The following is a 7594-nucleotide window of genomic DNA, read 5'->3' as shown; positions in this document are numbered from 1 at the left end:
GAAAAACAGATGCTGCCCTTCACGCCACACTGTTAACCGATCAAGCGTCTTCACGGGGCTTGCGGATTGGCACGCAGTGGAACGGAAGGTCGTGAAATCATGCAGGCCGACAAGGATTTGCGCGGCTTCATGCATGGCGTCGGCGTCTAGTTCAGCTCCAACGCGCCAGACGCGGCCCCTTTCAAGTGTGAGCGATGCGCGGCGGTTAAGGATGCGATATTCATACGCGCGGCCAATGCAGCTATAACGTGCATGCCAATCGTCGGCGACTTCTTCGCATGCTAATATCGCGATTGGGTGCGGGCGTAAATGGGCGTTGATGGCCTCCATCAAGCGAAAAGCGGATAGGCCTTTTTCCACATCGACATGCGCGCGCATACCAAGCGCGTGAACGCCTGCGTCGGTTCGGCCAGCGCTGTAAACCAATGTCTTCTCGCCAGTGGTCTTGAAGATCGCCTCTTCGATTGCACCTTGGACCGACGGGCCATGGTCCTGCCATTGCCAGCCCATATAGGGCCCGCCGTCAAATTCGATAGTGAGCGCGAAGCGAGTCATGAAAGGATCGTGCCCGCGGGAATGGCCTTGCCGCGCAGGAGGTCTGCAGTAGGCATGGCGGGTTTGCCGGCCCGTTGAATCAGCGTAGGGCGTATTGCGGCAACGCCGCATGCGATAGTTAGCGCATCGTCCATTACACTGCCGGCTGTGCCACGGTTTGCAGTAATCTCGGCGGCCAATACGCGGTAGCGTTCGCCTTCAAATTCGAACCATGCGCCGGGTGCTGGGTTGAAAGCGCGGATTTGGCGTTCGACGGCTTCGGCAGGTTGCGTAAAATCCAACTTCGTTTCTGCCTTGTCGATTTTTGCAGCATACGTCACGCCCGCGTCCGGCTGAATCACGCAGGGAAACGCATCCAAATCGGCCAGTACTCTGGCCATCAGTTCCGCGCCGAGCTCTGCCAGTTCCATGGTGAGCATGCCGGTTGTTTTATGCGCGATCTCAATTTCAGTCGTAGCGCGGATAGGACCGGTATCGAGCCCAGCCTCCATCTGCATCACCATCACGCCAGTGGTAGCATCGCCCGCCAAGATGGCGCGCTGCACTGGAGCTGCGCCGCGCCAACGTGGCAACAATGATCCATGGACATTGAGACAACCATGCTTTGGTGCCTGCAAGACCGCCGGGGGCAGTATGAGACCATAAGCGGCAACGATGGCTGCATCGAGGTTCAGCGCAGCGAAATCGGCCTGTGCGTCCTCTTGACGGAGTGACAGAGGAGATCGCACAGGCAGACCAATTTCATCGGCGCGTTGCTGCACAGCCGATGGTGTGAGTTTCTTGCCGCGATTGGCGGGGCGGGGTGGCTGCGTGTAAACTGCGACCACCTCATGCCCGGCTGCAATCAGCGCATCGAGCGTTGGCACGGCAAATTCGGGTGTTCCCATGAAGGCAAGACGCATCGTCACTTTTCCTTTGTTCGAAAGCCCCCTAAGACCCAGCGCATGGCATCGCAAGAAATAGACGCATTGGCACAGGCATTGTCGAAATTGCCAGGGCTTGGCCCCCGGTCGGCACGGCGCGTGGTGCTGCACCTGATGAAAAAGCGTGAAAGCGTACTGCAGCCCCTTTTGCGCGCGTTGGAGCATGTGGAACAGCGGCTTGTTGTTTGCAGCATTTGCGGCAATATCGACACCGGAAACCCCTGCGGGATCTGCGTTGATCCGCGCCGCGATATCCGTTCGATCTGCGTCGTAGAGGATGTGTCCGACCTATGGGCACTGGATAGATCGCGGCTTTTTCCAGGGAAGTATCACGTACTGGGTGGCCGCTTGTCAGCTCTCGATGGCGTGCGGCCAGAGGATTTGAACATTGACGGACTCGTCAGCCGGATCGCTGCTGGCGGTATTGATGAGGTGGTGCTTGCCATGAACGCTACGCTTGAGGGACAGACAACCGCACATTATCTGGCGGAACGGCTTGAGCAATTTCCTATCCGCTTGACGCAATTGGCGCATGGCGTTCCTGTGGGCGGGGAACTGGATTATCTTGACGACGGCACTTTGGCGCAAGCGTTGCGCGCGCGACGTCCTGTCGGTTGATTTCTCCAAAGACCGTCCCTATCTGCGACCCATGGCTATTTTACCTATTCTTGAAGTGCCCGATCCGCGGCTGAAAACGATCTCTAAACCCGTCGAGAGCTTTGGCGATGATCTAAAGACGCTCGTCGATGACATGATCGAAACCATGTACGCTGCTCCGGGCATTGGCTTGGCGGCGATTCAAGTGGGTGTGCCAAAGCGTTTGCTGGTTATCGACCTGCAGGAAGACGAGAGGGAAGGCGAAGAGCCCGTTCGCAAGCCGCGCGTTTTTGTTAATCCTGAAATCCTGGATCCGTCGGACGAGCATAGTCTGTATAACGAAGGCTGTCTGTCGGTGCCTGACCAATATGCCGAGGTTGAGCGGCCTGCGCAAATTCGTGCACGTTGGCAGGATTTGGACGGCAAAGTGCACGAAGAGACCATGACTGGCCTTATGGCGACGTGCTTACAACACGAGATGGACCATCTGGAGGGTATATTGTTTATCGATCATCTATCGCGCCTGAAGCGTCAGATGGTGTTGAAGAAAATTGAAAAGGCCCGCAAGATGGGCGGCGGACATGTCCACGGCGAACATTGCCGCCACTAAGTAGTGGTGGCTGGAACCCCGCACATGGCGGGGTCCCTATATCTTTAGCTTATTTCGCAAACTGGCTAGGTGCGGGGCTTACGGTCACGAACTTGCCAGCCTGAATTTCCTGAACCTCCAGCATCCGGTCCGTGAGTCCGTTCGCATTGAAACGGAAAGCGCCATCAACGCCAATGAAGCCTTGAGGATCAGTCAACTGGCCCACAGGAAACCTGGTGCCGGGCCGCCAGTCACGGGCGATGCGCGCTACCAACAGGACTGAGTCATAACCGAGGCTGGATAGCCGCAAGGGCGCCTTGCTAAAGCGCGCGCGATATTTCGTCGCATATTGGGTGTACAAAGTGTCCGATACGCTGGCGAACCATGCGCCATACATGGGCGAACTGCCCGCAAGCGTGCCGTCGATATTCCACAAATCAGTGCCGAGAATTTTCGCGGTGCGCAAGCCATTGCGGCGCAGCGCCGGAACAGTTGCAATCGCAGCCCGACCACTGTCGGCAATCAGCACGGCGTCGATGTCACCTAATTGGGCCAACCGGCGGGCGGCTGCGTCTGCCGAGGCTGTGGTACCGTTGGATTCCTGAACGGCGACCAGACTGCCACCAGCACTGCGCACCGCAGCACTAAGGCTTGATTGCGCGCGTTGGCCATAGACATTGGCAGAAACGATTCCTGCAAAACGGTTGTGCCCTTGCGATTTGGCGTAACGCACCACCCGCTCGATGGACTGGTTTGGCAAGTGGCCGAGCAGAAAAACATTTTGTCCGGCAACACCCACATCGTTCGAGAAACTGATTATGGGAACGCCCGCCGGTCGAGCCAGAGCGGCCACCTCGACGACATGGTCGCCGCGCAATGGTCCCAATATGACCTTGTTTCCATCAGAAATGGCACGCTTTGTTGCCGCTGCAACGCCGGGACCTGTATCATAAGTGATCATGCGGATATTGGTGGCTTTGGTGTCAGTCAACGCCAAGGCGGTCGCATTCGCGATGGACTGGCCGACGTCTGCATCTGGCCCGGTGATCGGCAGCAACAAGGCGACACGGTGCATTCCATCGGATGGGTCGGCTGTCACTACAGGTGGCGGCCCCTTGCCGCGTGGTATCGTGCTACAGGCAGACAGCATTATCACTGTTGCCAAAATGAACAGCTTTTTGATCTGGCTTGCTAATGCTTGCGGCCGCTCGCTGGTTGCGGCAATGGTTGCGCTCATACTGGGTTCCTTGGGAAGAAGCATATACATCCTATGATGTTCGAGTCGGGCTTATATGTCGTTGCGACCCCAATCGGCAACCTTGCAGATATGTCACAAAGGGCAATCGACCTCTTGAAAGCCGCAGAAATTGTGGCTGTTGAGGATAGCCGCGTGACAGGCAAGTTGCTGCATCACCTTGGCATCAAAAAGAAAATGCGTCGCTACAACGACCATAGTAATGAGGGAGATCGAGAGTCCTTGGTAGCGACAGCACGCAGTGCTGTGGTCGCATTGGTGTCAGATGCCGGAACGCCTTTGATTTCCGACCCCGGATACAAGCTGGTACGCTCCGCACGTGAGGCTGGCGTGCCGGTGTTCACAATACCCGGAGCAAGTGCCGTCACCGCCGCATTGTCTATCTGTGGGCTTCCAACGGACCGATTTCTTTTTGCTGGATTTTTGCCCAATAAAGCTAAGGCACGCACGGCAACCCTAATGGAGCTGGGGCAGGTTAAGGCCACCTTGGTGTTTTATGAAGCTGGCCCGCGCTTGGCGGCAAGTTTGGCCGCTATCGCTGACACCTATGGAGACCGCGAAGTCGCCGTAGCGCGTGAGCTGACCAAAAAGTTTGAAGAGGTCGTGACAGGGACTGCGGCGGAACTGGCGGCGCGTTATGCGGAGCATGAACCAAAGGGTGAGATCGTGTTGATTGTCGGTCCGCCTGCGGGTGAAGTTGCCACTGAAACGGGCGACGTGGATGCGGCCCTTAAGGAGGCGCTGGAGACCATGTCGGCAGCGAAGGCAGCAGGCGCGATTGCCAAGCGCTTTGGCCTCGAACGTGGCGAAGTTTATGCGCGCGCTACGGAATTGAAGACAAAATGAGCCGTCTTGCCGCCGAAAAGCGCGGACGGCGCGGTGAGGCGATTGCGGCATGGTTCCTGCGCCTCAAAGGATGGCGCATCGTCGGTGAACGCGTGAAAACGCCGCGTGGCGAAGTCGACCTGATCGCTCGGCGAGGCAAAAGCATCGCTTTTGTAGAAGTAAAGGCGCGGACGAAGACCGTTGACCTTGCCACCGCAATTGATGCGACACGGTTACGCCGCGTGGCAGCCGCGGCAGAAATTCTGCTGCCCAAATATGGCAAAGAGTGTGAAAATATGCAGATTGACGTGATTATGGTTGCGCCATGGCGCTGGCCCAATCATTTGCCAAATGTCTGGCACGGATAGGAACTCGCGAATGGCAATCAAAATGGCGGTCCAGATGGACCCGATGGACGGCATCAACATCAACGGCGATTCCAGCTTTGCGCTGATGCTTGCCGGGCAGGCCCGGGGTTATGACATCTGGCACTATGATGTTGGCTCGCTGACGCTTGACGCCAATGACCGGCTGACGGCCTGGGCGCACCCGGTCCATGATGTGCAGCGCGTTGAAGGCGCACATTATCGTTTTGGCGAACTTAATAAGATAGACTTGGGCTCTGACATCGACGTAGTGCTGATGCGCCAAGACCCGCCCTTTCATGTCGGCTATACCACGGCGACGCACCTGCTTGAACGTATTGAGCATGAAACATTGGTGGTCAACAACCCTGCCAGCGTCCGCAATGCGCCGGAAAAGGTAATGGTCCTCGATTACAGGCAATATATGCCGCCGACGATCATCACGCGCTCCGCCGACGAAGTACGCGATTTTCAGAAACAGCATGGCGCAGTGGTCGTAAAGCCATTACACGGCAATGGCGGTAAAGCCATTTTCCGTATTGAGGCAGACGGCAGCAATCTAGGTGCATTGTTTGAGGTGTTCAACAACACCTGGCCCGAACCGCATATGGTGCAGCCTTTCCTCCCAGACGTCGCCAAGGGCGACAAACGTATCGTCATGATCGATGGTGAAGTCACCGGCGCAATCAACCGCCGTCCAGGCGAAGGCGAGTTCCGGTCCAACCTCGCGGTAGGTGGCAGCGCAGAGTCCACAGAGCTGACGCCACGCGAACTGGAAATCTGCGCCGCAATGGGTCCACGGCTCAAAGAGCTTGGCCTGATATTCGTCGGCATCGACGTCATTGGCGGTCAATGGCTGACCGAAATTAACGTGACGTCGCCAACGGGAATTGTCGCAATCGACCGGTTCAACGGCACAGACACCCCATCGCGCATTCTCGACGCGATCCAACGCAGATTATCAGAGGATTATTGATGGAAGACTGGATTATCCGCTTTGTCGAATGGGGCCATTATTGGGGCGTCGCGTTGCTGATGCTGCTGGAAACAATCTTCCCGCCAATACCGTCTGAAATCATCATGACCGTGGCTGGTGTCTCTTCCGCGCGGGGGAACATGAACCTTGCAGGGACTATTGCGGCAGGTACAGCAGGCGCGATGCTTGGCAATTGGGTTTGGTATTGGGTCGCCACCAAATTCGGTGAGGCGCGAATGCATATCTTCATCGACCGCTACAGCCGTTGGTTGACACTGGATTGGGACGAGGTTGAACGCGGCCAGAGCCTGTTTCGCAAGCATGGCTCCATCATCGTCTTGGTTGCGCGCATGTTGCCCACATTGCGGTCGCTGATTTCGATACCGGCTGGTTTGTTTGGTATGACATTTCGGCGCTTTGTAATATTTTCGACGATTGGAACCGCCGGGTGGACGGCTGCATTGGCCTGCGCCGGGTATTTTTTAGGGTCGCAGTTCGACGACGTCGAAAAATGGCTCGGGCCTGTATCGACTCTGGTCATCGCTGCTATCGTCGTGACATATGTTTGGCGGCTCGTGAGATGGAAGGCTAAGCCTGCATCTAAGCCCTTGGATGTGCGTTCTGATACTCATCCAGAAGCATAGCGGTGTCGACAGCGGTGTAGACCTGAGTCGACGACAGGCTCGCGTGGCCCAATAACTCTTGAAGGCTGCGCAAGTCCGCTCCGCCCGCTAGCAAGTGCGTGGCAAAGCTGTGGCGCAGGGCGTGGGGGGTGGTACTGTCTGACAAACCCAATCGCGTGCGCGCGCCCTGAACCGCGCGGCGCACGAGTGCAGGCGACAATGGTCCGCCTCTTGCGCCGCGAAAGAGCGGCTGGTCCGTGCTGACAGCGTAAGGGCACAATGCCAGATATTCCTGAATGGCGGTCCGGACTTGCTCTAGTAACGGCACGATGCGCGTCTTGTTGCGCTTGCCGGTCACCCGCAACGTGCTGCCAAGCGGCAAGATGTCGCCCATTAGGCCAGTCGCTTCGCTCACGCGCAAGCCGCTACCATAGAGCAACAGCAGCAACGCCCAGTCGCGCGCACCGACCCAGCCGTCTTTAGCATTGTCCGACACGTCATCCGCGAGTGCCAGAACATCATCAGGGTTAACAGGGCGCGGCAGGCTGCGCTGCACGCGCGGGCCCTTCATGACCGGCAGGGTAACATCGTCACCCAAAGCAAAGCGCAGGAAGTGTCGCGTGGCGGACAACTCGCGCGCGGTGGATCGGTTGGTGAGGCCATCACCGCGCCGGTCGGCCAGGAACGCCCGCATATCTCCAGACGTAATCTTGCGCAGCGTTTCGCGGTCGACCTCCGTGCCCCAATGGGAACCAAGAAATCCGGCTAACCGATCCGCCGTTGCGTGATATGCGCGCACGCTATGCTTCGACATCCGGCGGTTGTCGGTCAGGAACGCTAGATATTCGGCAAGCAAGGACGGCATGTGGGTTCGCGACCTTATCTA

At 57.4% G+C, this 7594-nt stretch carries 10 protein-coding genes; 6 read left to right on the top strand and 4 right to left on the bottom strand.

What is annotated here, in order from left to right:
- A partial coding sequence (locus tag ACK4S7_RS00650; RefSeq protein WP_409643412.1) for a tRNA pseudouridine synthase A occupies positions 1-555 on the bottom strand: 555 nt, incomplete at its 3' end.
- Positions 552-1457, bottom strand: coding sequence for a methionyl-tRNA formyltransferase (fmt, locus tag ACK4S7_RS00645; protein ID WP_409643410.1), 906 nt, complete (start codon positions 1455-1457; stop codon positions 552-554). The genes fmt and ACK4S7_RS00650, both read right to left, overlap by 4 nt.
- A gap of 42 nt (positions 1458-1499) precedes the next feature.
- Here fmt and recR point away from each other — a divergent pair, with 42 nt between their 5' ends.
- Together recR and def are read left to right on the top strand one after the other, a co-directional pair.
- Positions 1500-2096 carry a recombination mediator RecR gene (gene recR, locus ACK4S7_RS00640; protein WP_409643408.1) on the top strand — a complete coding sequence of 199 codons (597 nt, stop codon included), beginning with the start codon at positions 1500-1502 and terminating at the stop codon, positions 2094-2096.
- A gap of 31 nt (positions 2097-2127) precedes the next feature.
- Positions 2128-2685 (top strand): peptide deformylase, encoded by a 558-nt coding sequence (gene def, locus ACK4S7_RS00635; protein ID WP_409643430.1) that lies wholly within the window; start codon positions 2128-2130, stop codon positions 2683-2685.
- A gap of 49 nt (positions 2686-2734) precedes the next feature.
- On the opposite strand, the gene ACK4S7_RS00630 is transcribed toward def, so the two are convergent.
- Entirely contained in the window at positions 2735-3901 is a 1167-nt protein-coding gene (locus ACK4S7_RS00630) for a penicillin-binding protein activator (RefSeq protein ID WP_409643406.1), read from the bottom strand.
- Between the two features lie 33 nt (positions 3902-3934).
- Here ACK4S7_RS00630 and rsmI point away from each other — a divergent pair, with 33 nt between their 5' ends.
- The 4 genes from rsmI to ACK4S7_RS00610 are packed head-to-tail and all read left to right on the top strand — an operon-like array spanning position 3935 to position 6729.
- Positions 3935-4765, top strand: a complete 831-nt coding sequence (gene rsmI / locus ACK4S7_RS00625; RefSeq protein ID WP_409643404.1) for a 16S rRNA (cytidine(1402)-2'-O)-methyltransferase — start codon at positions 3935-3937, stop codon at positions 4763-4765.
- Entirely contained in the window at positions 4762-5112 is a 351-nt protein-coding gene (locus tag ACK4S7_RS00620) for a YraN family protein (protein ID WP_409643402.1), read from the top strand. The genes rsmI and ACK4S7_RS00620 overlap by 4 nt, the downstream gene beginning before the upstream one ends.
- Before the next feature lie 10 nt (positions 5113-5122).
- Positions 5123-6085: a glutathione synthase gene (gene gshB, locus ACK4S7_RS00615; protein ID WP_409643400.1), complete on the top strand. Its 963-nt coding sequence runs from the start codon at positions 5123-5125 to the stop codon at positions 6083-6085.
- Positions 6085-6729, top strand: coding sequence for a DedA family protein (locus tag ACK4S7_RS00610; RefSeq protein WP_409643397.1), 645 nt, complete (start codon positions 6085-6087; stop codon positions 6727-6729). The genes gshB and ACK4S7_RS00610 overlap by 1 nt, the downstream gene beginning before the upstream one ends.
- On the opposite strand, the gene ACK4S7_RS00605 is transcribed toward ACK4S7_RS00610, so the two are convergent.
- Positions 6686-7573 (bottom strand): tyrosine recombinase XerC, encoded by an 888-nt coding sequence (locus ACK4S7_RS00605; RefSeq protein ID WP_409643395.1) that lies wholly within the window; start codon positions 7571-7573, stop codon positions 6686-6688. The genes ACK4S7_RS00610 and ACK4S7_RS00605 overlap by 44 nt on opposite strands.
- Positions 7574-7594 lie beyond the last annotated feature (21 nt).

The organism is Sphingorhabdus sp. (genome assembly GCF_046292425.1).
GTDB lineage: Bacteria > Pseudomonadota > Alphaproteobacteria > Sphingomonadales > Sphingomonadaceae > Sphingorhabdus_B.
This window is presented reverse-complemented; position numbering and strand designations above follow the sequence as displayed.

Excerpts from the sequence above, each read along its gene's own strand:
- fmt (WP_409643410.1), bottom strand. The coding sequence starts at position 1,457 with ATGCGTCTTGCCTTCATGGGAACACCCGAATTTGCCGTGCCAACGCTC.
- recR (WP_409643408.1), top strand. The coding sequence starts at position 1,500 with ATGGCATCGCAAGAAATAGACGCATTGGCACAGGCATTGTCGAAATTG.
- def (WP_409643430.1), top strand. The coding sequence starts at position 2,128 with ATGGCTATTTTACCTATTCTTGAAGTGCCCGATCCGCGGCTGAAAACG.
- ACK4S7_RS00630 (WP_409643406.1), bottom strand. The coding sequence starts at position 3,901 with ATGAGCGCAACCATTGCCGCAACCAGCGAGCGGCCGCAAGCATTAGCA.
- rsmI (WP_409643404.1), top strand. The coding sequence starts at position 3,935 with ATGATGTTCGAGTCGGGCTTATATGTCGTTGCGACCCCAATCGGCAAC.
- ACK4S7_RS00620 (WP_409643402.1), top strand. The coding sequence starts at position 4,762 with ATGAGCCGTCTTGCCGCCGAAAAGCGCGGACGGCGCGGTGAGGCGATT.
- gshB (WP_409643400.1), top strand. The coding sequence starts at position 5,123 with ATGGCAATCAAAATGGCGGTCCAGATGGACCCGATGGACGGCATCAAC.
- ACK4S7_RS00610 (WP_409643397.1), top strand. The coding sequence starts at position 6,085 with ATGGAAGACTGGATTATCCGCTTTGTCGAATGGGGCCATTATTGGGGC.
- ACK4S7_RS00605 (WP_409643395.1), bottom strand. The coding sequence starts at position 7,573 with ATGCCGTCCTTGCTTGCCGAATATCTAGCGTTCCTGACCGACAACCGC.